This is a genomic window from Tessaracoccus coleopterorum, assembly GCF_011174705.1.
In the GTDB taxonomy this organism is placed as follows: domain Bacteria; phylum Actinomycetota; class Actinomycetes; order Propionibacteriales; family Propionibacteriaceae; genus Arachnia; species Arachnia coleopterorum.
Genome location: NZ_JAANIJ010000001.1, coordinates 1,223,175 through 1,247,087, shown reverse-complemented (window position 1 = coordinate 1,247,087; position 23,913 = coordinate 1,223,175). Strand labels below are relative to the sequence as shown.

Sequence of the window (23,913 nt, the reverse complement as noted above, 5' to 3'; positions counted from 1 at the left end):
ACACGTCATTCCCGTACGACCCGGAGGTCCCCCGGGCATGGAGGACGCCAGGTATCCGGAATGGCTCAACGACGTCACGCTCTACCACAACCGCGGCTTCGACCCTGGTTGGCCGGCCGGTGAGGCCGCCACCACGATGGACTTCGCCGACCTCGACGACCTGATGACCGAGAACCAGATCGTGGTCGACGGCATGAGCGACATCTACGAGGCATGGGCCGATCTCGGCATCGACGGCTTCCGCATCGACACCGCCAAGCACGTCGACTTCACCTTCTGGCAGGAGTTCACCCGCCGCATCAGTGACCACACCGCCGCCTCCAACCCGACTTCTTCATGTTCGGCGAGGTCTACGACGCCGACGCGAAGTTGCTCTCGCCCTACGTCCGCGACACCGACATGAACTCCGTGCTCGACTTCGCCTACCAGGCCTCCGCCCTGAACTACGCCAAGGGCTTCACCGCGAAGGGCCTCTCGGCGCTGTTCGCCGACGACGACCGCTACACCACCGACCACAGCTCGGCCGCATCACTTCCGACCTTCCTCGGCAACCACGACATGGGCCGCATCGGCTACCTGCTCGACACCGCGGACCGCAAGCTCGAGCGCAGCACGCTCGCCCATGAGCTGATGTTCCTCACCCGCGGCCAGCCCGTCGTCTACTACGGAGACGAGCAGGGCTTCATCGGAGACCGGAACGACAAGGACGCCCGCGAGTCGATGTTCGCCTCTGAGGTGCCGAGCTACCTCGACAACACCCTCCTCGACGGCTCCGCCTACGGCACCGGCGACCACTTCGGCACCGATGGTGAGCTCTACACCACCATCGCCGAGCTCGGCGCGCTCCGCTCGGCTCACCCTGCGCTCGCCACCGGGCCCAGATCGAGCTCCACTCCGACGGCGCCGTCTACGCCCTGGCGCGGGTAGACCGCGAAGAGAAGGTCGAGCACCTGGTGGCGCTCAACAATGCGACCGAGGCGACGAGCGTCGAGATCACGACCCTGACGCCGGGCGCCTCCTACGCGCCGCTCTACGGAGCGACCGCCCCGGTCACCGCCGACGCCGACGGCACCGTCCTGCTCACCATCCCCGCTCTCGGTGCCGTGGCCTACAAGGCGGGCGCCCCGTCGCGGACGCCGGCGCCGCGCAGGCGATCACGGTGGTCACCGGCGCCCCGGAGAACGGGCTGATTCCCGTCACCGCCGACGTCGCCGACCACCGCTGGGCCGAGACCTCGTTCGCCTACCGCGCCCTCGGCGATGCCGACTACACCCCGCTGGGCACCGCCACCACCGACGCGCCCGCGTGTTCGCCGACCTCGGCGACCTGCCCGCGGGCACCGTGGTCGAGGTCCGCGCCGTCTCCGTCGACGCCTCCGGCTCGGCGGTCGCCGCCTCCACCACGGCCGTCGTCGGCACCGACCTCGGCGCCGCCGCACCGGAGGGCCCGGTCGTCGATCCCGGCACCATGGTCACGGTGCCCGGCAGCCACAACGCGGCGATGGGCTGCCCCGGCGACTGGCAGCCCGACTGCGCCGACGCCCTGCTCACCTCGACGAGGCCTCGGGCCTCTACATCGGCACCTTCGACCTGCCCGCCGGCAGTTTCGAGTACAAGGTGGCCGTCGGCGGCTCGTGGGATGTGAACTACGGCTCGGGCGGCGTCCCGAACGGCGACAACGTCGCCTACACGCTCGTCGCCCTGGTGCAGTGACGTTCTACTACGACCCGGTCAGCCACGCGTTCTTCAACACCGCACAGGGGCCGGTCGTCACGCTGGCCGGCTCGTTCCAGGCGGCCGTCGGCTGCCCGGGCGACTGGCAGCCCGACTGCCTGCGCACCCTGATGTTCGACGCCGACGGCGACGGGGTCCTCACCTGGTCGTCGTCGGCCATCCCGGCCGGCGCCTACGAGGTGAAGGTCGCCCACGGCCGCTCGTGGGACGAGAACTACGGCGTCGGCGGCGTGCCCGGCGGGTCGAACTACGGCTTCACCGTCGCGGCGGGCAAGCTGGTCACGTTCCGTTACACCCTGTCCGACCACACCCTGGAGATCGTCGTGGAGGATCCTCCGCTCGCGGGCACCGGTGAGTTCCTCGGCCACTGGGTCGACGCCACCACCGTCGCGTGGCCTTCCGCGCTGATCACCGACGGCGACGACACCACCTGGGAGCTCTGGAGCGACCCGGACGGCGGCCTTGCCCTCGAGGAGGGGCCGTCGTGGGCGGGGAGGCGCCGCCGCGGTCAAGCTCGGCGACCTCAACCGCGACCCGGCCGGCCTCACCGACGCCCAGGTGGAGGGCCGACGCCACCTCACCGGCTTCGCGGCGCTCCGGCTCACCGCCGCCGACGCGGCCATCCGTGAGGCGCTCAAGGGCGACCTCGCGATCGTGCAGCGCGGCTCCGACGGCCTCGCGCAGGCCTTCACCGGGGTCCAGCTCCCCGGCGTGCTCGACGCCCTCTACGCCGAGGGCGCCCGCACCGCCGCGTTGGGCGCCACCTACGCGGCGGGAGTCCCGACGCTGCGGCTGTGGGCCCCCACAGCCACCACCGTCGACCTGCTCCTCTCCGACGACCTGTTCGGCACCGGGAACCGACGCGGGTGGCCATGACCCGCGACGCCGACGGCGTCTGGTCGGTCACCGGCGAGGCCGACTGGGTCGACCGCGCCTACCGGTTCGATGTCGCGGTGTTCGTGCCGTCGCTCGACGCCGTGACGCACAACGTGGTCACCGACCCGTACTCGAAGGGTTGACGCTCAACTCGACGCACTCGGTGCTGGTCGACCTCGACGACCCGCGCTGGGCGCCCAGGATCTGGAGGGAGAGCGTGGCCCCGAAGATCGCGCAGTTCGTCGACCGCGCGATCTACGAACTCCACATCCGCGACTTCTCCATCTCCGATGAGACGGTGCCGGCTGCGCTCCGCGGCACCTACGAGGCGTTCGCGCTGGAGGGCACCGACGGCGTCGGGGCGTTGGCCGAGCTGGCCGAGGCGGGCATGAACACCATCCACCTGCTGCCGAGCTTCGACATCGCCACCATCGAGGAGAGCCGGGCCGACCAGGCCGTCGCGACGGTGCCCGAAGCGGGCCCGGCCTCCGAGGAGCAGCAGGCCGCCGTGATGGCGGTCGCCGACGAGGACGGCTTCAACTGGGGCTACGACCCGTTCCACTTCTCGACGCCGGAGGGCTCGTACGCCACCGACGCCAACCAGTTCGGGGGAGCCCGCACCGGTGCCTTCCGTGAGATGGTCGGCGGGCTGCACAGGCTCGGCTACCAGGTCGTCCTCGACCAGGTGTTCAACCACACCTCAGCCTCCGGGCAGGGCGACACGTCCGTGCTCGACAAGGTCGTCCCCGGCTACTACCACCGCCTCAACCTCAAGGGCGCCGTCGAGACGTCGACCTGCTGCCAGAACATCGCAACCGAACACGCGATGGCCGAGCAGTTGATGGTCGATTCCGTGGTCACCTGGGCCGCCGACTACCACGTCGACGGCTTCCGCTTCGACCTGATGGGCCACCACAGCGTCGCCAACATGCGGGCCGTGCGTGCCGCGCTCGACGGGCTGACCCTCGCGGACGACGGTGTCGACGGCAGGTCGATCTACCTGTACGGCGAGGGCTGGGACTTCGGCGAGGTGGCTGGAAACGCCCGCTTCACGCAGGCCACGCAGGGCCAGCTCGGCGGCACCCACATCGGCGCCTTCAACGACCGGCTCCGCGACGCCGTCCACGGCGGAGGACCCTTCGACGAGAACAAGTCGGAGTTCCAGGGCTTCGGCACGGGCCTCTACCTCGACCCCAACGGCGTGTCGACGGCGACGCCGGCCGAACAGCTGGCAGATCTCAGGCACCGGCAGGACCTGATCCGCATCGGCATGGCGGGCAACCTCGCCGACTACGCGTTCGAGACGGCGGAGGGCAAGGTCCAGAAGGGCAGCGAGATCGACTACAACGGCCAGCCCGCCGGCTACGCCAGCGAGCCCGACGAGTCGGTCAACTACGTCGACGCGCACGACAACGAGACGCTGTTCGACCTCGGCGTCTGGAAGCTGCCCGCCGACACGTCGATGGCCGACCGGATCCGGATGAACACGCTGTCGCTCGCCACGGTGACGCTCGGCCAGTCGCCGTCGTTCTGGCACGCGGGCACCGACCTGCTGCGCTCGAAGTCGATGGACCGCAACTCGTACAACTCGGGCGACCACTTCAACACGCTCGACTGGTCGCTGCAGGGCAACAACTTCGGCGTCGGGCTCCCGCCCGCGGCGGACAACTCGTCGAAGTGGCCGGCCATGACGCCGTTCCTGACGGACGCGGCCAACAAGCCGACGGCGGCCGACATCGCCGAATCCCGCGACCGGGCGCTCGAGCTGCTGCGGCTCCGCTCGGCGCACCCGCTGCTGACGCTCGGATCGGCGGAGGCCATCGGGCAGAAGGTGTCGTTCCCGAATGCGGGGGCGGAGCAGACCGCCGGCCTGATCCTGATGCGGGTTGACGACACGGTGGGCACGAAGGTCGACCGGGATTCCGACGGCCTGCTGGTGGCGCTGAACGCGTCGCCCGAGCCGGTCACCCAGGCCGTCGACGGCATGGCCGGGCTCGATCTGGCGCTGTCGCCGGTGCTCACCGACGGCGTGCACGACGACCCGGTCCTCGCCACGGCCGCCTGGGACCGGGCAACGGGCGCCGTCACGGTGCCTGCCCGCTCCGCGGTGGTCTTCGTGCAGAAGCGGGCGGGGTCGATCCCACCCCGACCCCCACGCCCACGCCGACCGCGTCGCCGACGCCGACCGCGTCGCCGACGCCGACCGCGTCGCCGACGCCCAAGCCGACCGCGTCGCCGACGCCGAAGCCGCCCTTCAGCGTCTACACCACGCCGGGCACCCATCACTACAACGGGCGCTGGTGGCAGACCTCCTGCGAGCCCTACTCGATCACGGAGCGCTGCCGCACCTACATCTGGGCGACGACCATCACCCAGGAGCACGGCAGATTCGTGAAGCGCAACGCCTGGGTGTTCAACAACCTCACCTACCTCCCGTCGCCGCGGTCGGCCTGGACGAGGAACCCCTCGGCCACGCCGGGGCCTGGACCGACGCGTCCGGGCGCCAGTGGCGAACGGAGTGCGACACCCCGGCCACCGGGCGTAACGGCTGCCGCAGCTACCTGCGCGCGGACGTCCTCACCGAGGTGAGGGTGGATGGCAGGGCCACGTTCCGGTGGATCCGAGGGAAGTGGGTGTTCAACAACATCGTGTTGTTCAGCTGAACCCAGGGTCCGCCCGGCTCAGGCCGGGCGGACCCTTCCCATCAACCTCGGAGCCGGGCCATCCGGTGCATCGCCACGTGGCCCCAGCTCTCGCCGGCCTCGAACGACTCGTCCAGATCGACGAACCCCGGCGCAGGTAGAAGCGCCGCCCGCGCTCGTTGCCGTCGATCAGCCAGAGATACAGGTCGCTCCCGTCGTCGATCGCCTCGAACAGGCTGGCGGCGAGCCCCGTCCCCTGGAACGACGGCGCAACGTACAGCCTGCTCAGCTCGCGCCCGGCCGGGCGGGCACGAACCCGGCCCCGATCTCCCAGTCGGCGGGCCGTCGACGATCGACGCGAGGCCCACCAGTTCGCCGTCCGCGACGGCCACGAGCCGCGCAGCGGTGCCGGGGAGGAGAACTTCGCGGCCAACCCGGCCACCCACCCGTCCCGGTGTCTCCGCTGGAGGTCGGCGAAGTCGGCGGGCACGATGCCCGGTAGGTCAGGGCCTGCTGTTCCACGAGGAAGTCGAACCAGGCCCCGGCGTCGTCGGGGGTCGGGGACGAAGCATGGGTTCGGGCACCGGGCAACACTAGCGGCGGCCCCGCCGCATGCCGACCCGGAGCGTCGATTCGCGCGGGTCGCCGACCGCCACCGCCCGCAACCCGGCACAATGTGGCCATGAGTCTGCTTGAGGTGATCGCGCTCCACGCCGCCGATGCCGAGCGCGCCGAGGCCGGCGGCGCCGACCGGATCGAACTGGTGGGCACCATGGATGACGACGGGCTCTCCCCTGAACCGCGCGTCGTCGAGAAGGTCCGACGCGCCACATCGATCCAGGTGCGCCCGATGGTGCGGCTCCGCGCAGGGTTCGGTACCGACGGCGGCGAGGCCACCCGCCTCAAGGGCCTCATCAGCGCCTACCGGGACGCCGGCGCCGACGGCGTCGTCCTCGGCTACCTGAACGGGGCCAACCGCGTCGACCTCGAGGTGATGGGCGAACTGGTCGGCCAGGGCGACTTCCCGTGGACGTTCCACCGGGCCATCGACCACTGCCTCGACGTGAACCGCGCCTGGGGTGACGTGCTGACGCTGCCGGGCCTCACCCAGGTGCTGACCGCCGGGTCGGTACGCGGGGTGGAGCAGGGGCTCGACGATCTCGTGGCCCGTGCGAAGGCCGACCAGGGCGTCGCCCGGCTGATCATGGCCGGCGGTGGGCTCGCCGCCGAGCACGTGCCGTGGCTGGTGCGGGCCGGGGTGCGTGCGTTCCACATCGGCTCGCCCGCACGCCCGGGCAGGTCGTTCAAGGCGTACGTCGACGCCGACCTGGTGGCCTCCTGGCGCGACCTGATCGAGGACGAGGTCTCACATGTCCGGCATCCCGCCTGAGCGACCCGTCCGTCGCAGGCAGGGGGCCCGCGTCATCGTCGTCGCCGACGACGAGGTGCTGCTGCAGGGCGACACCGACCCCGGGCTGCCGGGCTCGCGGTTCTGGCAGGTGCCCGGCGGGGGAGTTGACGCCGGGGAGGCCCTCCGGGATGCAGCGGTCCGCGAGGTGCGGGAGGAGACCGGCCTCGAGATCGACCGGGGTGACCTCGTCGGGCCCGTCGCAAGGCGGGTCGTCACGCACGGCTACTCCGACCGGATCCTGATCCAGGCCGAGACGTTCTACCTGTTCCGCACCGCCCGCTTCGACGCCGTCGACGCCGACCTGACGGACGCGGAGCGCAGGAGGCGGGTCGAGACGGCCTGGTTCCCGCTGGCCGCGCTCCCGGAGCCGGTGTGGCCCTCCGAACTGGGCGGGCTCGCGGCATGGGACGGTGGCGCCGTCATCGAGCTCGGCGAGGTGGAGGAATCGACCGTTCCCGTGTGACGGGTCAGTCGCGGTTGAGGGCGCCCTTCACGAACCAGATGCAGGCCGCCAGCGAGGCCACGTAACCGAGCAGGCTGGAGTTGCCGAGCGTGGCGCTGAACAGCTGGAACAGGATCAGCAGAGCGCCGACCACGAGCGCGGCCGGCCCGAGGTAGGACGTGCGGGTGGTGGTGCGGAGGCCGAGCGCCCCGGCAACCAGCAGCAGGAACGGGGCGGCGCCGGTCAGCATCACCCGAACCCGCAGAGCCCTGCGCCGATCCAGCACAGGGTGCGCGACTGCTCCGCGCCCTTGGGGCGGGCGGTTGCCCTGCCCGCTGCTGGGGAGCCATCTGTTGCCCGCCTCGGGCGGGGGCCATCCGGTTCCGGGGGCCGACGGGTTCCCCTGCTGCGGAGCGACGGCGCCGGGCGGGACGGGGCCGGGCTGGCCGGCGTGGCCCGTAGCCACAGGCGCGGGCCGGGCGGGGTCGGGCCAGGTCTGGTTCGCGGGCCCGATGCTCAGTGGCGTTCCGGTGGGGGCGGCGGGCCGGGGGCGGTGATGGTCGAGGCGCTCATCGCGAAGGCCTCGCGCGGGTCTCGGCCGCTGCTCTTCCCGGGCCGGCGGTCATGGCCATCGAGGCGACCTCGAACTGGTCGCGGGGGTCGCGTCGAGTCTGGGTGTGGGTGCCCAACCCGGTGAGGTCGGCCTGCGCGGGATCGCTGTCGAACCGGTCGGGATGGGCGATCGGGCCGGGCGTGGCAGCCGCGTAGGGGTCCCCGACGGGGAGCGGGTCGGCGAGGGGCGTGGCGAACCCGTCGGGCCTCTCGATGGGCGCGTACGCGGCCCCGTCCTTCCAACTCGCCATGGCGCCATCCTACTGACCGCAGGAGCGGCCGGGTTCCGGTCGGTGGCAGGGGATGAAACGGACCCCTGCGCGCCAGGGCGGTGAGTCTCATGCGGATGAGGTGAGCGTTTCGTCAGCCGTTCTGCGCAGAAACCGCCCATCTGCCCACTCAATGAGCAATTTCCGCCGCCCGGATCTAGGCTGAAGGGAAGTCATCCCGACCAACGAAGCGAGGAAACCTCCGCCATGGAAATTGTCATCTGCAAGGACGCCCGGGAAGTTGGCATGGTCGCCGCCGATAGGCTGATCACCCACCTCGAGGGGCTCCCGACGCCGGTCATCGGCTTCGCGACCGGTGGCTCGCCCAAGGCCCTCTACGCCGAGCTGGCCCGCCGCGCGGAGGAGGGATCCTTCGATTTCTCCCACGCCCTCGGCTTCGCCCTCGACGAGTACGTCGGCATCCCGCTGGAGCACCCGGAGAGCTACTACAGCGTCATCCGCGAGAACGTGGTGGGCCCGCTGAAGATGGACCCCGCCCGGGTCCGCGTGCCTGACGGCCTCGCTGACGACCTGCAGGGCGCGGCCGACGAGTACGACGAGGCCATCGACCTCGCGGGTGGCGTCGATGTCCAGATCCTCGGCATCGGGTCCAACGGCCACATCGGTTTCAACGAGCCCTTCTCGTCCTTCTCGTCTCGCACCCGCGTCAAGACGCTCACCCCGCAGACCCGCGAGGACAACGCGCGCTTCTTCGACTCCATCGATCAGGTGCCCACCCACTGCGTCACCCAGGGCCTGGGCACGATCATGGACGCCGCCGTGACGCTCATGGTCGCCTCCGGCGAGAACAAGGCACAGGCCATCGCGGACATGGTGGAGGGCCCGGTCGCGGCCACCTGCCCCGCATCGGTCCTGCAGTTCCACCCCCGCGCGATCGTCGTCATCGACGAGGCCGCGGCGGCGAACCTGAAGCACTCCGACTACTTCCGCCACCTCCAGGAAGTCAACGGGGTCTTTCAGCGCGACTGACAACAGTTCGGATTGGGGCGCAGTGCCCGACCGGATAGACTGTGCGTTCACCTGACTACCAATGAAGTGAGGACGACGTGCCTACCGGAAAAGTGCGCTTCTTCGACGCCGAGAAGGGCTTTGGTTTCATCACCAAGGACGACGGCGGTGACGTGTATGTGCGCTCCAACGCGCTTCCCGATGGCGTGGCTTCGCTGAAGCCCGGACAGAAGGTCGAGTTCGGCGTCATCGAGGGTCGGAAGGGTGAGCAGGCGCTCAGCCTCCGGGTCCTCGAGACGCCGCCGTCCCTCTCGAAGGCCCAGCGCCGCCAGCCGGAGGACATGGCGGCCCTGATCGAGGATCTGATCAAGATGCTCGACGGGATCGGCAACGGCTACCGGCATCGTCGTCACCCCGACAGCAGGCAGGCAGAAAAGGTGGCGCAGGTTCTGCGCCGCGTCGCCGATGAACTGGAGTTGTAGATGGCAGCGCCCAAGCTTGACGCCGTGACCGCCGCCGCGGTCGACCTCGCCCGTTCAGCCGCGGTTGAGAGCGGCGGCGAGGAGGCAGTCGGCGGGCATCTCGCCGTCACGGCGGAGCCGGGCGACCGCATCGCCACCCACACCTTCGAGTGCCTGCTTCCGGGCTATGCCGAGTGGCACTGGGCCGTGACGCTCGTCAGGGCCTCGAGGGCCAAGGCGCCGACCGTCAACGAGGTTGTCCTGCTCCCCGGCGGAGGGGCGCTGCTGGCCCCCGACTGGGTGCCGTGGGAGGACCGCATCGGGGCCGGTGACATCAGCCCCGGAATGCTGATGGCCACCCCCGACAACGACCCGCGCCTCGAGCCGGGCTTCGCGGCCACCGACCTCCCGGTCGATGCCGACAGCGCCGACTGGGTGCAGTTGCGCACCACCGTCGCCGAGCTCGGCCTCGGGCGAGCCCGCGTGCTCAGCCACTTCGGCAGGGACGAGGCGGCCGAGCGTTGGCTCGCCGGCCCACCCGGGCCGAAGGACGATGGCTCCCACGAGGCTCCCGCCCCCTGCCACACCTGTGGCTACTTCGTGGCCCTGCGGGGCTCGCTCGGCACCCTGTTCGGTGCGTGCACCAACCAGTACTCCCCTCTGACGGCCGGGTCGTGTCGCTCGACCACGGCTGCGGCGGCCACTCGGACGTCGTCGCGGAGCAGCGGTCGAAGGAGCTTCCGGCCCGGCGTTCGACACCATCGGGATCGACGAGAACCTCTTCGACTGATCCACCCGTACGCCGAGGCGGCGGTCACCCGGAAAGGGTGACCGCCGCCTCGTGGTTCCCGGGTGCGGATCAGTTGAACCTGATCATCGAGTTCAGCACCCACGTGTCCTGCTGTCGGAATGTCCAGCGTCCGTCCAGCTTGTCTGCCTGGACTGTGGTGGCCCGGATGTAGTTGCGGCACCCGCCCATTCCGGTGACCGGGGTGTCGCACTCGGTGCGCCACCTGCGGCCGGAGCTCGTGAACTCACCGGTTCTGGCGAGCGGGTTGCCCGCCCAGGTGGCCCGGTTCATGGGCAGATACGTCAGGCTGTTGAAGTACCAGCCCGACTTGTTCACGAACCGGCTTCCCTCCCGCACGACCTGCGTCGCCCAGATCTCCGTGGTGCAGCGGCTGGTCTGCGAGTACGGCTCGCAGCTGGTCAGCCACCAGCGACCGTTGGCGATGTGGAACCCGGGCGTCGTGTAGATGTCCACCGGCCTCGGCGGCGTGACCGTGGCGGTGGGCCCGGCGGTCGGCGTCACGGTGGGCGTGCGCGTGGGGGTCACGCTCGGCGTGGGTGTGGGCGTCGGGGTGGGTGTGGGTGTGGGCGTGGGTGTGGGTGTGGGTGTGGGTGTGGGCGTCGGGTGGGTGTGGGTGTGGGCGTGGGTGTGGGTGTGGGTGTGGGTGTGGGTGTGGGTGTGGGTGTGGGTGTCGGCTCGGGTTCGCTCACCTTCTGGAACGTGATCGTCCGCACCGCTTCCAGGTTCCCCGCCGCATCCTCCGAGCGGTAGTGCACGTAGGTGATGCGGGTCGTTGAGAGCTGCACCTGGATCTTCTCGTCCGGGTTGTAGGTGCCCCACATCACGTTCTCCGAGCTGTTCGGGTTGCTGTTGGGGCCCGATGACCAGACGGTGCGGCTGACGCCGGATTCGCCCTCCCCGTCGGTGGCGGTGAGGGTGACGACCGCGTCGCGTCCCTGGGCCGTGTGGGTCTCGCCCGTCTTCGGCGCGTGGGTGTCGATCTTCGCAGCGGTCTCGCTGTGCCCGACCCGGCCGCCCTCATCGGTGGCGCGGACCTTGATGTTCACCGGCCCCTGCCTGTCCAACTCGACGGGGTACCGGAAGGACTCCCATCCGGTGCCGGTGGCGCCGCAGTCGCTCAGGCAGTACTCGAGCGAGTCGATCTGCGAGCCGCTGACACCGCGGTCGGCCCTCACGCGGAAGGTCGGCTTGGCCGTGTGCCAGCCGCTCGCCGCCAGGGTGCCCTCCTCGAACTCGACCCACACGATGGGCAGCGCGTCAGCGGGGAGGGGCCACCACGAAGAAGAGCCCGAGGCCGGGTAGGACGCGCCCCGACCGTCGCGTCGGCGAAGCCGATCGCCTCGGCCTCGTCGAAGCCGGTGGGCGTCGACCAGGTGGCGGGAACGCCGCTGGCGCGCGAGCCGTCCTCGTACGTGGCCGTGACTGTGCCGGGGAACACCGGTGCGAGCCCGGGGTCGTCAGCGTCGACACGGGGTCGACGTCGGCGATCGCGTCGGAGAGGGGCGCCGCGTGGACGGCCACCGTGGCCTCGACGCTGAATCCCGACCCCTCGATCGTGCCGTCGACGGTGAAGACGTCGCCGGCAGCGTCGTAGTCGGCGGCCGGGATGTCGGAGAGGTCCCAGGTGACGGGCACGTCGTTGACGAGCGGTGCGTCGCCGGCCTCGGCGCGCTCCGAGGTGGCCTCGTAGGTCACCCAGATGCCGTCCGGCAGCGTCGGCAGCACGCCAGGGGTGGTGCGTGCCTCAACCCGCTCGGTGTCCAGGTAGGCGGCCGGATCACCGGGGTCGACAGGCTCCGGGTCGGCCACGTGCTCGGTGGTGTTCTCGCCGAAGATGAGCAGCTCGGTGGCGCCCGCACCGGTCGCCCCGTTGGTGAAGGCGATCCGCAGCGAGCTCGTCTTCACGGTCTCGAAGGCGACGTCGAGCTGGTAGTCGCGTTGGCCCGCCACCCCGGTCGGGATGGTCGGGCCGCGCCGTCGGTGTAGGCCACCGGCAGGTAGGAGTCGCTCGCCTTGTCGTAGTACTGGACCTGGAGCTGGCGTGGCAGGAGCACGCCGCCGGAGCAGGAGTCGGTGGTGGGGCAGTCGGTCCACAGGTGGATCCGTGTGCCCTGCGCCTGGACATACCTCGGCCACGAGACGGTGACGCTCGAGGTGGCGCCCTCGCTCCAGGAGTTCCAGTTCCTTCCCCGACGGTGCCGTCGAAGAGGTATCCGACGACGTTGCTGCTGTTGGTGAAGCTGGCCGCCGCGACGGGCGTGTTCTGCGGGTTGGACGGGAGCGCGAGGTTGACCGGGTCGGCGGCGGCGTCGACCGCGATCAACGTCCCGGCCAGCGCCGTGGCGAGCGCGACGGCGCCGAAGAGGCCGCGTCGCAGGGTGGCTTGCATGTGTGATGTCTCCTTGAGGGTCATGGGTCAGACCTTCGCCTTCCCGGCCGCGAGCAGGATCGCCTGACGGTTGCGCGCGTTGAGCCGGTTCTCTGCCTGCCAGTCCGCCGTCACCGACTGGACGCGGCGGATGAACGCCGGGCGGTCGGCGAACGGGGCGGCCGACCAGATGTCGTCGAGCAACGTGATGCTCGCCCCGTCCACGGACTTGGAGGGGTTCGTGACCCCGGAGTCGATGCCGGCGAAGGCGACCGTCTTCTCCGAGCGCTCGAAGTACATGTGGTACGAGGCGTTGTTGCCGTTCCAGGCCGGCTCGAAGGTGGTGCCGTCGATGACGAACTGGAACTCACCCGTCGCGGCGGTCCCCACCGTGTAGCCGTGCTTGATGGTGCCGTCGAGCCCGAGGCGGCTGTAGAAGCCGAACGAGGCGAAAGCCTTGTCGCGGTTGAGGGCGTTGAGCAGGGTCGGGCCGTAGAAGAGCGACTGGATGTCGGGCCGGTCGGGCGTCGCCTCCGTGCGCAGCTCCATGGGAGCACGATCTCGATGACGTCGCCCGTCTTCCAGGCGCGGCCCGGAATCGAGAAGTAGGCACCGGATGGGGCCTGGGTCGCGGCACCGCCCGCGACGGTGACGGTTGCGCCGTGCGTCCATCCCGGGATGCGCACCTGCACGCCGAAGGTCGCCTCGCCGGTGACCGTGATCCGGATGGTGTCCGACTGCGGGTACCGCGTCTCCTGCGTGAGGGTCACCGACTTCGATGCCCAGGTGAGCGTGGAGTTGGTGTAGAGGTTCACGAGCACCGTCTCGTCGTCGGCGGAATGCGTCCAGATGGTGTCCTGGTACTTCACGTGGCTCTCCAGCGCACTTCCGCCGCAACAGGTGCCGATGTTGCCGTTGCCGTACTCCTTGGTGGTGCCCGGGTTGACGGGGTACATGTAGCAGTTGCCCGGCGTGAGGCGGGTGCCGTCCAGCGCCGCATTGTCCAGTCCCCGGCTGCGGCCACCGAGGATGTGGTTCAGCAGCGTCCGTTCGAAGTAGTCCATGTAGGCGGGGTCCTGGTCCATGAAGAACAGTGACCGGGACACCTTGAGCATGTTGTAGGCGGCGCACGACTCGGCGTTGCGGCTGCCGATGTCGCCCGCGACGGTGCCCGCGGGCCCCACATCTCGCCCTCGCCGGTGCCGCCGTGGCTGTACATCCGGCCGGGGTGATCATCGAGTAGAAGTTCTCGGCCGTCGCCTTGTAGTCGTAGGCGGCGGTGCCGGCGCGGGGCGTGATGCCCTCCGCCGCGAGCTTGGCGTAGCCGACGAACTGCGGGATGTGCTGGTTCGCGTGCAGGTCGGTCAGCGGATCCACATCCGCGGTGCACGACGAGATCAACTTGTCCTGGTCGAACAGTTGGGCGGCGGCGAGGAAGTGCTCCGGGGCTCGCCGTAGGGATCGTCCCTCCCCTCGGAGACGACCCAGAGGTCGTAGAGTGCCTCGTTCATGCCGCCGTACTCGCCGCCGATGTAGATCGACCACATCCGCTGCAACTGCTCGACGGTGCACGTCGACAGCCTGCCGTGGACCCAGTGCCCGATCCCCTGGGCGAGGTTGAGGGCCGGTTCGTAGCCGCAGTGCCGGTACACCTCCACCAGCCCGCGAGGATCTTGGCCAACGTGTAGTACGGGGCCCAGATCTCGCCGTACGGGGCGTACTCCTCGAGCGCGGAGAACTGCCACTCTCCGTAGGCCGAGAGGAAGCCGGGGTGCGAGTAGCTGATGCCGCTGACTCCGTCGGCCATCGCCTCGCGGCACTCCTCGAGGCCGTCGACCAGCTGCTTTGCCCGCGCGAGGATCGCCTCGTCGTGGGTCGACGCGTAGGAGAGTGCGAACATCGAGAGCATGTGGCCGGTGTAGTGGCCGCGGAGCAGGCCCGACGCGCCCGCCTTGTTCGTGCCGCGCACGTACGAGTCGTTCCAGCGCTGGGCGATCGCGGCGTCGACGCCGCCGTCGGGCCAGCCCTCCCAGCCACCCGCGGCTTGGCGGCCTGGGCCTGCTCCTTGGTGAGCAGCCCGGCCTGCAGTTGGAAGATCACCAGCAGGGAGTCGATGGGGTAGCGGCGGGCGAGTTCGAGCATGTTCTTCTGGGCCCGCTCGTAGACGCTGCCCGCGTCGAGGGTCACGTCGCTCAGCGCGAACGGACGCACCGTCCAGCCGGCGGGTGGTGGACGGCGGGTGCGCCCGCCGCCGTCGTGCCGGGTGCGGCGGGGAGGCGGACGAGGTCAGTGGCAGGAGGGCGGCTGCCGCGGCGCCCCACCGGCCACGGCCGTGCCTGCGAGAAGGGTCCGTCTGGAGAGACGGATCCCGTGCGGAATCTGCATGGGTGGTGGCTCCTCCGTGAGCGTTGACGTCCCGGCCGCTGTGCCGGGAAACTGGGGTCTCCGTCGACGTTACCGGTCACACCTCAGGCCCGCAATGCTTTTCGGAACTTTCGTTCATGAGGCCCCGGAAAGGGACGGCCCCGGACGACGGGTGTCGTCCGGGGCCGGATGTCCGGGTGCCGGGTGGGTCCCCGGCAGGCGTGTCAGGCCGCGCAGGAGCCCTTCACCATGAAGCCGATCTCCTGGCCGCCCGCGTCGTCGCCCTGCATCAGGTCGATGTAGGGGCCGGTGCCGCTGACGGTGAAGTTGTCGCCGTCCCAGGCGATGGTGGCGGTGCCGCTGCCTTCCTCATGTCGACCAGCTTGCCGTCGGCCAGGACGACGCTCGCGGCCAGCACCCTCTGCCGGTCCTGCGAGGTGGTCACCGCGGCCTTCGCGCCGCCCTCGTTGCTGCCGCTGACGGCGAAGGTGTCGTTGATCTCGGTGCAGCCGACCTGCGTGATGGCCTCCTCGGTGTCGCCGAGTCGCACGGCGGCACCGCCGGCGGGAGCCTCGACGGAGACCTCGGTCGGGGCCGTCGCCGGCCCGAGCTGGGGAACGGCCGAGTTGCCGGCCGCGGTGCCCTGGCCCACCGGCTCGGGCCGCCGCCCACACCGGAGCAGCCCGTCAGGAGCAAGGCGAGCCCGGCCGGGAGGGCGAGAAGAGTCGTCGTGAATCGGTTCATGGGTGTCCCTTTCTGAAACCGACGCCCAGCATAGGGCAGCACCGCAACGCGACCCCCGCGTCGGTGCAACCGGTGTGAGCGGCTGGCCACCAAGTGGAACCGGTGTACCACCGGGGCGGTGCGCGCCCTACGATGAGGATCCGTGGTTACGAATTCTCCCTCGGCTGCCCCGCCAGCACATGACACCGTCTCCGGCCTCGACCGGTTCTTCGACATCACCAAGCGCCGCTCCTCCATCCCGCAGGAGGTCCGCGGCGGCCTCGTCACCTTCTTCGCGATGGCCTACATCATCGCCCTGAACCCCTCATCATCGGAACCGTCGCCGACAAGAACGGCAACCTGATCTCAGGCGCCCCGATGTTCACCGACGCCGCGATGACCCAGGTTGACGGCGCCGCCGTCGGCGCGTCGATCGCCATGGTCGCCGCCGCGACCGCGCTGATCGCGGGCATCATGACGATCCTGATGGGCGTCGTCGGCCGCTTCCCGATGGCCATCGCCTCCGGCCTCGGCCTCAACGCGCTCGTCGCCTACACCCTCGCACCGCAGATGACCTGGCCCAGGCCATGGGTCTCGTGGTCTGGGAGGGCATCATCATCACCATCCTGGTGCTGACCGGCTTCCGCACCGCGGTATTCAAGGCCGTCCCCCGCCGCTGCGCACCGCGATCTCGGTCGGCATCGGCCTCTTCATCGCCTTCATCGGCCTTGTCAACGCGGGCGTCGTCCGTAAGGGCGCGGGCACCCCCGTTACCCTGGGCGTCGACGGCCACCTGATGGGCTGGCCGATCCTCGTGTTCATGATCGGCCTCGTCCTCCTGGTCACGCTCCACGTGCTCAAGGTCAAGGGAGCCATGCTCATCTCGATCGTCTCGGCCACCGTGCTCGCGATCATCCTCGAGGCCACGCTCAAGATCGGTGGCCAGGCCATCGACGGTTCCCACCCGACCGGCTGGTCGCTGAACGTTCCCAGCCTCAGCGAGTTCACGATGCCCGACCTCGGCCTCCTCGGCCGCGTCGACCTGTTCGGTGCCTTCTTCGTCGACGGCCAGTTCTCCTTCACGCACTTCCTCGCGCTCGTGGTACTGGTCTTCTCGCTGCTGCTCGCCGACTTCTTCGACACCATGGGCACCATGGTCGCCGTCGGCTCCGAGGGTGGGCTGAACGACTCCGACGGCATGCCGCCGCGCACCACCGAGATCCTGCTCATCGACTCGCTCGGCGCCGTCGCGGGTGGCCTCGGCTCCGTGTCCTCGACCACGAGCTACGTCGAGTCCACCGCTGGTGTCGGCGAGGGCGCCCGCACGGGATTCGCCTCCGTCATCACCGGCGTCGCGTTCCTGCTCGCCATCTTCCTGGCCCCGCTGGTCAACCTGGTGCCTTTCGAGGCCGCCAGTCCGGTGCTGGTGTTCGTCGGCTTCCTGATGATCTCGCAGGTCACCGACATCGACTGGACAAAGCACGAGATCGGCATCCCGGTGTTCCTCACCATCATCCTGATGCCGTTCTCCTACTCGATCACCGTCGGTATCGGGCGGGCTTCCTCTCCTACGTCTTCATCCGCCTCATCAAGGGTGAATGGCGCAAGATCCACCCGCTCATGTACGTGGTGGCGGGCCTGTTCGTCCTGTACTTCGCGCAGGGCGTGATCCTCGGCCTGCTGAACGGCTGACGCGTCCGCAAACGCGACCACCCGGCCCGGGTCTCCCACGAGGAGGCCCGGGCCGGGTGCGTTGCCGGGCGTCTAGGCGAAACGGGGTCGCCGCGTCAAGGGCGGTGGCCGGCGCGAACGGAGAGAGGGGTGCCGCGACGCGCCGCTATCCTGACGCACATGTTCCAGAAGGTATTGGTCGCCAACCGAGGCGAAATTGCGGTCCGCGCATTCCGGGCCGCGTACGAGTTAGGCCTTGGCACCGTCGCGGTGTTCGCCTACGAGGACCGCAACGCAGATCACCGCGTCAAGGCCCTCGAGTCGTACCTGATCGGCGAGGAGGGCCACCCGGTCCGCGCCTACCTGGACATCGACGAGATCATCCGCGCGGCCAAGCTGGCTGGCGCGGACGCGATCTATCCCGGCTACGGTTTCCTCTCCGAGAACCCCGACCTCGCCCAGGCCTGCGCCGACAACGGCATCGCGTTCATCGGCCCTGCCGCCTCCGTCCTCGAGATGGCGGGCAACAAGGTCGCCGCCATCGAGCAGGCCCGCAAGGCGGGTGTGCCGACGCTCGCATCGTGCCCGCCCTCGACGGACGTGGAGGCGCTCAGGAAGGGAGCCGCCGCGATCGGGTTCCCCGTCTTCATCAAGGCCGTCGCCGGCGGTGGCGGCCGCGGCATGCGCAGGGTCGACGACCCCGAACGCTTCGAGTCGGAGCTCGGCGCGGCCATGCGCGAGGCCGAGGGCGCCTTCGGTGACCCGACCGTTTTCATCGAGCAGGCCGTCGCCGCCCCGCGTCACATCGAGGTGCAGATCCTCGCCGACAACCAGGGCAACACCGTCCACCTCTTCGAACGCGACTGCTCCATCCAACGTCGCCACCAGAAGGTGATCGAGATCGCGCCCGCCCGCACATCTCCGACGAGCTCCGTGCGGCGCTCACCTCGGACGCGGTCAAGTTCGCCAAGGCGATCAACTACACCTGCGCCGGCACCGTCGAGTTCCTCGTCGAGACCGAGGGGCCGCGCGCCGGCCAGCATGTCTTCATCGAGATGAACCCGCGCATCCAGGTCGAGCACACCGTCACCGAGGAGATCACCGACGTCGATCTGGTGCAGGCGCAGATGCGGATCGCCAACGGCGACACCCTCGCCGACATCGGCATCAGCCAGGACACCCTGCAGATCCGCGGCGCGGCACTCCAGTGCCGCATCACCACCGAGGACCCGCTCAATTCCTTCCGGCCCGACACCGGCCTGATCACGGCCTACCGCTCCGCCTCCGGCGCGGGCATCCGCCTCGACGGCGGCACCACCGGCACCGGAGTCGAGATCAGCCCGCACTTCGACTCCCTGCTCGTGAAGCTCACCGCCCGCGGCCACGACCTCAGGATGGCCACCGCCCGTGCCCGGCGCGCGCTCGCCGAGTTCCGGGTGCGCGGCGTCGCCACGAACATCCCGTTCCTGCGCGCTGTGCTCGACGACCCCGACTTCGAGCGGGGTGGCGTCACCACGTCCTTCATCGACGAGCGGCCCTACCTCCTGTCGGCCCGCACGCCCGCCGACCGCGCCACCAAGCTGCTGCGTCACCTGGCCGAGGTGACGGTCAACCTGCCGAACGGCGAAGCCCCGACAATGCTCGACCCAGGCGTGAAACTGCCGAAGGTCGACCTCACCGTCGTCCCGCCCGACGGGCCCGACAGCGCCTCCAGGCGCTCGGTGCCGAGGGATTCGCGCGGGCGCTCCGCCGGCAGGTCCCGGTCGCCGTCACCGACACCACCTACCGCGACGCGCACCAGTCGCTGCTCGCCACCCGGGTCCGCACCCGCGACCTGCTCGCCGTCGCCCCCATCCAGGCGCGCCTCCTGCCGCAGATGTTCTCGGTGGAGTGCTGGGGCGGCGCGACCTACGACGTTGCGCTCCGCTTCCTGGGCGAGGACCCCTGGGAGCGACTCGCGACGCTCCGTGCGGCGATGCCGAACCAGAACCTGCAGATGCTGCTGCGTGGCCGCAACACCGTCGGCTACACGCCGTACCCGACCCAGGTCACCGAGGCGTTCGTCGCGGAGGCCGCGGCCACCGGCGTCGACATCTTCCGCATCTTCGACGCCCTCAACGACGTCGAGCAGATGCGGCCGCGATCGACGCGGTGCGCGGGACGTCGTCGGTGGCCGAGGTCGCCCTCTGCTACACCGCGAATCTGCTCGACCCCGCAGAGAAGATCTACACCCTCGACTACTACCTCCGCCTCGCGGAGCGCATCGTCGACTCGGGCGCCCACATCCTCGCCATCAAGGACATGGCAGGGCTGCTGCGCCCCGAGGCCGCGCGCCGCCTCGTGCGGGCACTCCGCGAGCGTTTCGACCTGCCCGTGCACCTGCACACCCACGACACCACCGGCGGCCAGCTCGCCACCCTGATGGCCGCCATCGAGGCCGGGTCGACGCGGTCGACGTGGCCAACTCCGCGATGAGCTCGACGACGTCGCAGCCCCTATGTCGGCACTGCTGATGGCGCTCGACCAGACCGAGCGGGCCCCGAGCTCGACCCGGATGCCGTCCTCAACCTCGAGCCCTACTGGGAGGCCGTGCGCAAGGTGTACGCGCCGTTCGAGTCGGGCCTCCCCGCCCGACCGGCCGCGTCTACTCGCACGAGATCCCGGGCGGCCAGCTGTCGAACCTGCGCCAGCAGGCCATCGCGCTCGGCCTCGGGAGAAGTTCGAGGCGATCGAGAACATGTACGAGGCCGCGGACAAGATCCTCGGCCGCCCACGAAGGTGACGCCGTCGTCGAAGGTGGTGGGCGACCTCGCGCTGCACCTCGTGGCGGTGGGTGCCGACCCGGCCGAGTTCGAGGCCGACCCGCAGCGCTTCGACATCCCCGATTCGGTGATCGGCTTCCTGAACGGCGAGCTCGGCGTCCGGCAGGCGGCTGGCCGGAGCCGTTCCGCAGCAGGGCCATGGAAGGCCGTCGCACCCCGGTGCGCGTCACCGAGGTGGCTGACGAGGACCTCGCGCTGCTCGCCGAACCCGGTCGCACCCGGCAGGAGACGCTCAACCGGCTGCTGTTCCCGGGCCCGACACGCGAGTTCCAGCAGTTGCGCGACGACTTCGGTGACATCTCCGTGCTTCCCACGATCCCGTACCTGTACGGCATGCGGCCGGGCAATGAGTACGCGATCACGATCGACCGCGGCGTCACGCTGCTCACCGGTGTGGCCTCGATCTCCGAGCCGGACAAGCGCGGAAAGCGCACCGTCATGTGCACACTGAACGGGCAACTCCGCCCGGTGCGGGTGCGGGACCTGTCGATCATGTCGGAGGTGGCGGCCGCCGAGAAGGCCGACCCGTCCAACAAGGGCCACGTGGCCGCCCGTTCTCCGGGCCGTGACGCCCACCGTCGCGGTTGGGGACGCGATCGCCGTCGGCGACCAGGTGGCCACGATCGAGGCCATGAAGATGGAGGCGGCGATCAACGCCCGGTCGCCGGCACCGTGCAGCGCGTCGTGCTGAGCGGCACCACGCAGCTGGAGGGTGGCGACCTGGTGGTCGTGATCGGCTGACCTGATTGTGCGTGGCGGGCCGGGTGGCAGGGAGCCCACCCGGCCTCCTCCGTTTCCCCTGAGTGTCAGGCGGTGCTGAGGACGACCACGTCCAGGCGCCGCTCCACGGCAACGGTCAGCACGTCGAGTATCGGGCCACGAAGGCCGCCGTCCCAGGTGTCATCTCCTCGTCGGCGATGGCTTCCCGCAGCGCGTCGAGGGTCTCGGCCACGTGGACGGCCTTCGCGTAGCCCGCCTGGTGGCCGGGCAGCAGCCGCAGCGGGGCCCGAGGTCGCGGTCGGCGAGCCGGCGCAGGGAATAGTCGCTGTTCAGGCCGGCCCTCGCCAGGTCCCACTCGACAGCGTCGAACGCGTCGGCATCCCACGGCACCTGCACGTGGCGGCGGACAGTTCCTCCAGCCACGCCGTCAGGACCTGCCAGCAGTAGGGAGCCGGTCGGGGCCACGTAACCGCCCGAGAGGAGCGTGTCGACGTCGGTGCGCAGCGGCCGGTCTGTGCGCACCTCGGTGTCGGGTCGTCGCGCAGCATCGGCTTGAACCAGCGCCGCTTCGGCTGGGGGCGGGCCACCGCCGAAGCGGTCCGCCGCAACCTGACGTAACCGGGAGGCGAGCCCGGGCTCGGCGCCGAAGATGTCGCGCACGTCGTCGATCCCGATGGCGAAGACCACGAGCCTCAACATGTGCCCCACCGTAGCGCTGGCGTACCATCGACCACGATGAATCCGAGAACCCGCCGCGTGATCGTGACCGGCGTCCTGGTGGCGCTGGTGCTCCTTGCCGTCCTCAGCGCCGTCCTGGGCGCCCTGGACGGTGCCGCATGACGGCCCGGCTATGATCGGTTCCCGATGAGCAATCTTCCCCGCGGCCTCGTGACCGCCGCCGCCCTCGCCCTCGGCATCGGCGCCGTGGCGCTGCCTGCTGCCGCCAAGGAGATCACGCCCCCGAGGCCGCGACCCCGGTCGTCGGCATGGCCTTCCAGCCCGGCTCCTCCGAGCTGTGGCTCGCCGGGCCGCGGGCCGATTCCGGCCGGTTCGTGGAGGCCGACAGCGGCAAGGAATGGTCCTTCGGTGGCGACCCCGTCTCGGTGCAGGCCCTCGCCTGGAGCGAGGGCGGCTCTGGGTCGGTGACATCGGTGACAAGGACGCGGAACGTGACCACGTGGTCGTCTTCCGCCTCGGCGCCCCGGAGGGTGGCCGCTCCACCTACTTCGCCTACGACTTCGAGTACGAGGACGGGCCGCGCGACGCCAAGGCCATGATGATCTCGGGTCGCGGCAACATCTACATCGTGACCACCGGCGACGATCCGGGCGTCTACCGGGCGCCCGCCCAGCCGTCGCGCCAGCAGATGAACACGCTCACCCGCGTCGCTGACGCGCCCAAGGGGGTCACCGACGGCGTCTTCCTCACCGACGGCGCCACGATGGCGCTGCGCACCGCCGCCGGCATCGACTACGTCGACGCATTCACCTGGGAGACCCGGTTCACCGACACCATCGTCGGGGCGCCGAAGGGCGAGTCGATCGCGGTGGGCCAGGACGACGAGATCTATGTCGGCGGGGCGCCGACGATCCGCACCGCGGACGTCCCCACCTCCGACACCACCACGACCGTGACACCCGCCCCTCCGCCGCCCTTCCGGTTCGGCGTCGCCCACCGCGGCGGCCACCCCGGCGCCCTCGGCGAGCGCGGCCCCGACGACACGGACGACGGCACGCTGATCGCGCCCGCCCGGACGGGCACGATCGTGGCGATCGCGCTGGCCGGGCTGCTCGCGGTCGCGGCTGGCGCCGTCACCTATTTCGTCAAGCGCTGACGGGCCACCGGCCCGGCCGGTCGGCCGGGAACCGCTACAAGCGTTCGATCACGTGGTCGAGGCACGCCGTCAGCGCCTCCACGTCGGCCGGGTCGACCGAGGCGTAGCAGCCCACCCGCAGCTGGTTGCGCTGCAGCGCGCGGTACGGATCGACGTCGACGATGCCGTTGTCGCGCAGCACCCCGATCACGGCCTTCGCGTCGACCGCCTCGTCCAGGTCGATCGTCGCGACGACGGGGAGCGGTGCGCGGGGTCGGCCACGAATGGCGATGCGAAGCTGCGGGCCTCGGCCCAGCGGTAGAGCGTCGACGTGGAGGCGGTGCAGCGCTCGGCGACCGCTGAGATGCCGCCGAGCTCGAGCATCCAGCCGAGCTGGTCCTCGAGCAGCAGCAGCGTCGCCAGCGACGGCGTGTTCAGCGTCTGGTGCTGGCGGGAGTTCTTCACCGCGAGGGAGAAGTCGAGGATCTCCGGGATCCAGCGGCCCGACTCCCTGATCCGCTCGGCCCGCTCGATCGCGGCCGGCGACGCGAAGGCCAGCCATAGGCCGCCGTCGGAGGAGAAGTTCTTCTGCGGAGCGAAATAGTAGACGTCCGTCTCCGCGATCGGGGCGTCCATGCCGCCGGCCGACGAGGTGGCGTCGATCAGGACCAGCCCGTCACCGACCCGGGAGATCGGGGCCGCGGCGCCGGTCGACGTTTCGTTCTGCGCCCAGGCGTAGGTGTCGGCGTCAGTCGCGGAGGGCACGGCCACCGAGCCGGGAGCGGCCTCCGACACGGCGGGTGCCGCGAGGTGGGGAGCGCGTTCCGCGGCCTTGGCGAACTTGCGGGAGAACTCGCCGAACACGCCGTGCGCGGAGCGCTTCCCGATCAGGGAGGAGACGGCAAGGTCCCAGAACAGGGTCGATCCGCCGTTGCCGAGGACGACCTCGTAGCCGTCGGGGATCCGGTAGAGCTCGGCGAGGCTCTCCTGGACGACGCGCACCAGGTCGCGGACCGGCGCCTGGCGGTGGGAGGTGCCCATGATGTCGGAGCGCATGGCGAGGTAGTCGAGGGCCTCTGCGCGCACCTTGGCCGGGCCTGAGCCGAAGCGGCCGTCTGCGGGCAGGAGCTCGTGGGGAATCTGGATCTGCACGGCCTCATCCTACGACCGGTGCGCCGCGGGGCCTGCGGCGCGGGTGCCCATGAA

29 protein-coding genes and 7 pseudogenes are annotated in these 23,913 nt (G+C 70.3%); 23 read left to right on the top strand and 13 right to left on the bottom strand.

Annotation, left to right across the window (positions count from 1 at the left end):
- Positions 1-37: 37 nt before the first annotated feature.
- From G7085_RS29860 to pulA, 9 genes are all read left to right on the top strand, one after another.
- The gene (locus G7085_RS29860; protein ID WP_197510548.1) at positions 38-403 is read left to right on the top strand and encodes an alpha-amylase family glycosyl hydrolase; all 366 of its coding nucleotides are present in this window, start codon (positions 38-40) and stop codon (positions 401-403) included.
- Complete coding sequence (locus G7085_RS07895; RefSeq protein WP_197510547.1) at positions 337-927, top strand: alpha-amylase family glycosyl hydrolase; 591 nt, start codon at positions 337-339, stop codon at positions 925-927. Before G7085_RS29860 ends, G7085_RS07895 begins: the two co-directional genes overlap by 67 nt.
- A 26-nt stretch (positions 928-953) precedes the next feature.
- Positions 954-1,190, top strand: a complete 237-nt coding sequence (locus tag G7085_RS07890) for a hypothetical protein (protein ID WP_197510546.1) — start codon at positions 954-956, stop codon at positions 1,188-1,190.
- Positions 1,191-1,305: 115 nt separating this feature from the next.
- The gene (locus G7085_RS07885; RefSeq protein WP_197510545.1) at positions 1,306-1,644 is read left to right on the top strand and encodes a hypothetical protein; all 339 of its coding nucleotides are present in this window, start codon (positions 1,306-1,308) and stop codon (positions 1,642-1,644) included.
- Positions 1,590-1,712: a pullulanase X25 domain-containing protein gene (locus G7085_RS34480; protein WP_408647189.1), complete on the top strand. Its 123-nt coding sequence runs from the start codon at positions 1,590-1,592 to the stop codon at positions 1,710-1,712. The genes G7085_RS07885 and G7085_RS34480 overlap by 55 nt, the downstream gene beginning before the upstream one ends.
- Entirely contained in the window at positions 1,709-2,362 is a 654-nt protein-coding gene (locus G7085_RS32335) for a pullulanase X25 domain-containing protein (protein ID WP_331715546.1), read from the top strand. The genes G7085_RS34480 and G7085_RS32335 overlap by 4 nt, the downstream gene beginning before the upstream one ends.
- Positions 2,292-2,609 carry a hypothetical protein gene (locus G7085_RS07880; protein WP_331715545.1) on the top strand — a complete coding sequence of 106 codons (318 nt, stop codon included), beginning with the start codon at positions 2,292-2,294 and terminating at the stop codon, positions 2,607-2,609. Before G7085_RS32335 ends, G7085_RS07880 begins: the two co-directional genes overlap by 71 nt.
- Complete coding sequence (locus tag G7085_RS07875; protein WP_197510543.1) at positions 2,606-2,752, top strand: hypothetical protein; 147 nt, start codon at positions 2,606-2,608, stop codon at positions 2,750-2,752. The genes G7085_RS07880 and G7085_RS07875 overlap by 4 nt, the downstream gene beginning before the upstream one ends.
- Positions 2,749-5,004: a pullulanase-type alpha-1,6-glucosidase gene (pulA, locus tag G7085_RS07870; protein ID WP_197510542.1), complete on the top strand. Its 2,256-nt coding sequence runs from the start codon at positions 2,749-2,751 to the stop codon at positions 5,002-5,004. Before G7085_RS07875 ends, pulA begins: the two co-directional genes overlap by 4 nt.
- A 260-nt stretch (positions 5,005-5,264) precedes the next feature.
- On the opposite strand, the gene G7085_RS07865 is transcribed toward pulA, so the two are convergent.
- Positions 5,265-5,741: a GNAT family N-acetyltransferase gene (locus tag G7085_RS07865; RefSeq protein WP_197510541.1), complete on the bottom strand. Its 477-nt coding sequence runs from the start codon at positions 5,739-5,741 to the stop codon at positions 5,265-5,267.
- 192 nt (positions 5,742-5,933) lie between these two features.
- Between G7085_RS07865 and G7085_RS07860 the strand changes: the two genes are divergently transcribed.
- Both G7085_RS07860 and G7085_RS07855 read left to right on the top strand, forming a co-directional pair.
- Positions 5,934-6,641, top strand: a complete 708-nt coding sequence (locus tag G7085_RS07860; protein WP_197510540.1) for a copper homeostasis protein CutC — start codon at positions 5,934-5,936, stop codon at positions 6,639-6,641.
- Positions 6,622-7,125: an NUDIX hydrolase gene (locus tag G7085_RS07855; RefSeq protein WP_197510539.1), complete on the top strand. Its 504-nt coding sequence runs from the start codon at positions 6,622-6,624 to the stop codon at positions 7,123-7,125. The genes G7085_RS07860 and G7085_RS07855 overlap by 20 nt, the downstream gene beginning before the upstream one ends.
- 4 nt (positions 7,126-7,129) lie before the next feature.
- Here G7085_RS07855 and G7085_RS07850 read toward each other — a convergent pair whose 3' ends face one another.
- Both G7085_RS07850 and G7085_RS07845 read right to left on the bottom strand, forming a co-directional pair.
- A complete protein-coding gene (locus tag G7085_RS07850) occupies positions 7,130-7,354 on the bottom strand; it encodes a hypothetical protein (protein WP_197510538.1) in 225 nt (74 codons plus the stop codon).
- Between the two features lie 319 nt (positions 7,355-7,673).
- On the bottom strand, positions 7,674-7,967 hold the full coding sequence (locus G7085_RS07845; protein WP_197510537.1) for a hypothetical protein: 294 nt from the start codon (positions 7,965-7,967) through the stop codon (positions 7,674-7,676).
- 225 nt (positions 7,968-8,192) lie between these two features.
- Here G7085_RS07845 and nagB point away from each other — a divergent pair, with 225 nt between their 5' ends.
- The 3 genes and pseudogenes from nagB (at position 8,193) to G7085_RS07830 (ending at position 10,205) form a co-directional block, all read left to right on the top strand.
- Positions 8,193-8,975, top strand: coding sequence for a glucosamine-6-phosphate deaminase (gene nagB / locus G7085_RS07840; protein WP_197510536.1), 783 nt, complete (start codon positions 8,193-8,195; stop codon positions 8,973-8,975).
- A 77-nt stretch (positions 8,976-9,052) separates the two neighbouring features.
- Complete coding sequence (locus G7085_RS07835; protein WP_197510535.1) at positions 9,053-9,436, top strand: cold-shock protein; 384 nt, start codon at positions 9,053-9,055, stop codon at positions 9,434-9,436.
- A pseudogene (locus tag G7085_RS07830) lies at positions 9,437-10,205 on the top strand (DUF3027 domain-containing protein).
- Positions 10,206-10,274: 69 nt separating this feature from the next.
- Here G7085_RS07830 and G7085_RS07825 read toward each other — a convergent pair.
- Genes G7085_RS07825 through G7085_RS07810 form a run of 4 tightly spaced genes read right to left on the bottom strand, consistent with a single transcriptional unit; the run spans position 10,275 to position 12,280 of the window.
- Positions 10,275-10,751 (bottom strand): hypothetical protein, encoded by a 477-nt coding sequence (locus tag G7085_RS07825; RefSeq protein ID WP_197510534.1) that lies wholly within the window; start codon positions 10,749-10,751, stop codon positions 10,275-10,277.
- The gene (locus tag G7085_RS07820; RefSeq protein ID WP_197510533.1) at positions 10,748-11,470 is read right to left on the bottom strand and encodes a hypothetical protein; all 723 of its coding nucleotides are present in this window, start codon (positions 11,468-11,470) and stop codon (positions 10,748-10,750) included. Before G7085_RS07820 ends, G7085_RS07825 begins: the two co-directional genes overlap by 4 nt.
- A 13-nt stretch (positions 11,471-11,483) precedes the next feature.
- Positions 11,484-12,176 carry an Ig-like domain-containing protein gene (locus tag G7085_RS07815; RefSeq protein ID WP_197510532.1) on the bottom strand — a complete coding sequence of 231 codons (693 nt, stop codon included), beginning with the start codon at positions 12,174-12,176 and terminating at the stop codon, positions 11,484-11,486.
- Positions 12,128-12,280: a hypothetical protein gene (locus G7085_RS07810; protein ID WP_197510531.1), complete on the bottom strand. Its 153-nt coding sequence runs from the start codon at positions 12,278-12,280 to the stop codon at positions 12,128-12,130. The genes G7085_RS07815 and G7085_RS07810 overlap by 49 nt, the downstream gene beginning before the upstream one ends.
- A 22-nt stretch (positions 12,281-12,302) precedes the next feature.
- Between G7085_RS07810 and G7085_RS07805 the strand changes: the two genes are divergently transcribed.
- Together G7085_RS07805 and G7085_RS07800 are read left to right on the top strand one after the other, a co-directional pair.
- Positions 12,303-12,464: a DNA-3-methyladenine glycosylase gene (locus G7085_RS07805; RefSeq protein WP_197510530.1), complete on the top strand. Its 162-nt coding sequence runs from the start codon at positions 12,303-12,305 to the stop codon at positions 12,462-12,464.
- The gene (locus G7085_RS07800; protein WP_197510529.1) at positions 12,449-12,682 is read left to right on the top strand and encodes a hypothetical protein; all 234 of its coding nucleotides are present in this window, start codon (positions 12,449-12,451) and stop codon (positions 12,680-12,682) included. The genes G7085_RS07805 and G7085_RS07800 overlap by 16 nt, the downstream gene beginning before the upstream one ends.
- 43 nt (positions 12,683-12,725) lie before the next feature.
- On the opposite strand, the gene G7085_RS07795 is transcribed toward G7085_RS07800, so the two are convergent.
- From G7085_RS07795 to G7085_RS07785, 3 genes and pseudogenes are all read right to left on the bottom strand, one after another.
- Complete coding sequence (locus tag G7085_RS07795; RefSeq protein WP_197510528.1) at positions 12,726-13,778, bottom strand: beta-L-arabinofuranosidase domain-containing protein; 1,053 nt, start codon at positions 13,776-13,778, stop codon at positions 12,726-12,728.
- Between the two features lie 354 nt (positions 13,779-14,132).
- Positions 14,133-14,812 (bottom strand): annotated as a pseudogene (locus tag G7085_RS34475) (beta-L-arabinofuranosidase domain-containing protein); the annotation flags it as partial.
- 435 nt (positions 14,813-15,247) lie between these two features.
- A complete protein-coding gene (locus tag G7085_RS07785; protein WP_197510527.1) occupies positions 15,248-15,610 on the bottom strand; it encodes a hypothetical protein in 363 nt (120 codons plus the stop codon).
- Between the two features lie 369 nt (positions 15,611-15,979).
- Between G7085_RS07785 and G7085_RS07780 the strand changes: the two are divergent.
- Both G7085_RS07780 and G7085_RS34470 read left to right on the top strand, forming a co-directional pair.
- Positions 15,980-17,373: pseudogene (locus G7085_RS07780) on the top strand (NCS2 family permease).
- Between the two features lie 159 nt (positions 17,374-17,532).
- Positions 17,533-18,954: pseudogene (locus G7085_RS34470) on the top strand (ATP-binding protein); the annotation flags it as partial.
- Here the strand turns inward: G7085_RS34470 and G7085_RS24910 are convergent.
- Entirely contained in the window at positions 18,941-19,150 is a 210-nt protein-coding gene (locus tag G7085_RS24910) for a hypothetical protein (RefSeq protein WP_231979320.1), read from the bottom strand. The pseudogene G7085_RS34470 and the gene G7085_RS24910 sit on opposite strands and share 14 nt — an antisense overlap.
- Before the next feature lie 92 nt (positions 19,151-19,242).
- Between G7085_RS24910 and G7085_RS32325 the strand changes: the two genes are divergently transcribed.
- From G7085_RS32325 to G7085_RS36240, 3 genes and pseudogenes are all read left to right on the top strand, one after another.
- Complete coding sequence (locus G7085_RS32325; protein WP_331715543.1) at positions 19,243-19,827, top strand: hypothetical protein; 585 nt, start codon at positions 19,243-19,245, stop codon at positions 19,825-19,827.
- A gap of 104 nt (positions 19,828-19,931) precedes the next feature.
- A pseudogene (locus tag G7085_RS34465) lies at positions 19,932-20,036 on the top strand (hypothetical protein); the annotation flags it as partial.
- Between the two features lie 94 nt (positions 20,037-20,130).
- A pseudogene (locus G7085_RS36240) lies at positions 20,131-20,915 on the top strand (hypothetical protein).
- Positions 20,916-21,074: 159 nt separating this feature from the next.
- Here G7085_RS36240 and G7085_RS07770 read toward each other — a convergent pair.
- Entirely contained in the window at positions 21,075-21,593 is a 519-nt protein-coding gene (locus tag G7085_RS07770; RefSeq protein ID WP_197510526.1) for a hypothetical protein, read from the bottom strand.
- Positions 21,594-21,880: 287 nt separating this feature from the next.
- Here G7085_RS07770 and G7085_RS07765 point away from each other — a divergent pair, with 287 nt between their 5' ends.
- Both G7085_RS07765 and G7085_RS07760 read left to right on the top strand, forming a co-directional pair.
- The gene (locus G7085_RS07765; RefSeq protein WP_197510525.1) at positions 21,881-22,171 is read left to right on the top strand and encodes a hypothetical protein; all 291 of its coding nucleotides are present in this window, start codon (positions 21,881-21,883) and stop codon (positions 22,169-22,171) included.
- Positions 22,072-22,728, top strand: a complete 657-nt coding sequence (locus G7085_RS07760; protein ID WP_197510524.1) for a hypothetical protein — start codon at positions 22,072-22,074, stop codon at positions 22,726-22,728. Before G7085_RS07765 ends, G7085_RS07760 begins: the two co-directional genes overlap by 100 nt.
- A 34-nt stretch (positions 22,729-22,762) precedes the next feature.
- Here the strand turns inward: G7085_RS07760 and serC are convergent.
- Positions 22,763-23,859: pseudogene (gene serC / locus G7085_RS07755) on the bottom strand (phosphoserine transaminase).
- Positions 23,860-23,913: the final 54 nt, after the last annotated feature.